Origin of the sequence: uncultured Limnohabitans sp. (genome assembly GCF_937889215.1) — a bacterium.
Lineage (GTDB): Bacteria > Pseudomonadota > Gammaproteobacteria > Burkholderiales > Burkholderiaceae_C > Limnohabitans_A.
Map to the genome: position 1 here is coordinate 1 of NZ_CALBEX010000115.1, position 1,130 is coordinate 1,130.

Here is a 1,130-nt window from a genome sequence, read left to right on the forward strand (position 1 = left end):
AGGGTGAAAACCTCGCCGCGCTTGACGTCGAAGCTGACCTTGTTGACGGCCAGCACGCCGCCAAAGCGCACGCTCAAATCTTGGGCGGATAAAAGGATGTCTGCGTTCATTTCAGGCGGTCCGACTTCTGGAACGATTTTTGGCGCTTGAACAGGCCACGGCGGTAAAACGGGAACAGCTGGAACCAGGTGCGCACTTTGAGCCAGCGGCCATACAGCCCCATGGGCTCAAACAGCACAAAGGCGATCAGCACCATGCCGTAAATCGTGCCCTGCAAACCCGCTGCACCGCCAATGGCGGCGGGCAAAAAGTCTTTACCCAAGGAGATCAGCTGCGGCATGACGATCAGAAAAATCGCCCCCAGGAAAGCCCCATGGATTGAGCCCAGGCCACCAATCACCACCATCAAGAGCAAGTCAATCGACTGGATGATGCTGAACTGCTCGGGCGAGAGGAACTGGATTTTGTGGGCGTACAAAGCACCGCCAATGCCAGCCAACGCGGCCGACAAGGCAAAGGACAGGGTTTTGTAACGCGCCAGGTGAATGCCCATGCTTTGCGCCGAAATTTCGGAATCGCGAATGGCGACAAAGGCACGCCCGGTGGACGAGCGCAGCAAATTGACGATGGCCAGCGTGGCCCCCACAGTCACCACCAAACACAGGAAATAAAACTCTTCGGTGCTGTCCAGTGTCCACCCGCCGAGTGTGGGATAGGTGACCGTCAGGCCCGCATTGCCGCCGGTGACGCTTTCCCAGCGGGCCATGCCTTCTTCGACGATGAAGCCAAACGCCAACGTGGCCATGCCCAGGTAAATGCCTTTGACGCGCAGCGCTGGCAAACCCACGATCACGCCCGCGATGGCGGAGAAAACACCCGCGCAAACCAGCGCCAGCGGAAACGGCACCCCGGCATTGACCATGACGGCCTGGGTGTAAGCCCCCACCCCCAAGAACGCGGCGTGGCCCAGAGAGAACAAGCCGGTGAAGCCCGCCAGCAGCATCAGGCCCAGGCCCACCACCGCATAAATCAGCACAAAGGTCAGCTGCGCCAGCCAGTACTCGGCCACCACCCAAGGGGCGACCACCAAGAAAAGGCCCAGCAAGCTGTACCAGAACACATGGCCGCCG

Annotated in this window: 1 protein-coding gene and 1 pseudogene; both read right to left on the bottom strand. The window is 60.0% G+C overall.

From position 1 onward, the window contains the following. Positions 1 to 110: pseudogene (locus tag Q0341_RS03000) on the bottom strand (ABC transporter ATP-binding protein); the annotation flags it as partial. Continuing rightward, on the bottom strand, positions 107 to 1,130 hold a 1,024-nt coding region (locus Q0341_RS03005), incomplete at its 5' end, for a branched-chain amino acid ABC transporter permease (RefSeq protein WP_299510457.1). The pseudogene Q0341_RS03000 and the gene Q0341_RS03005, both read right to left, overlap by 4 nt.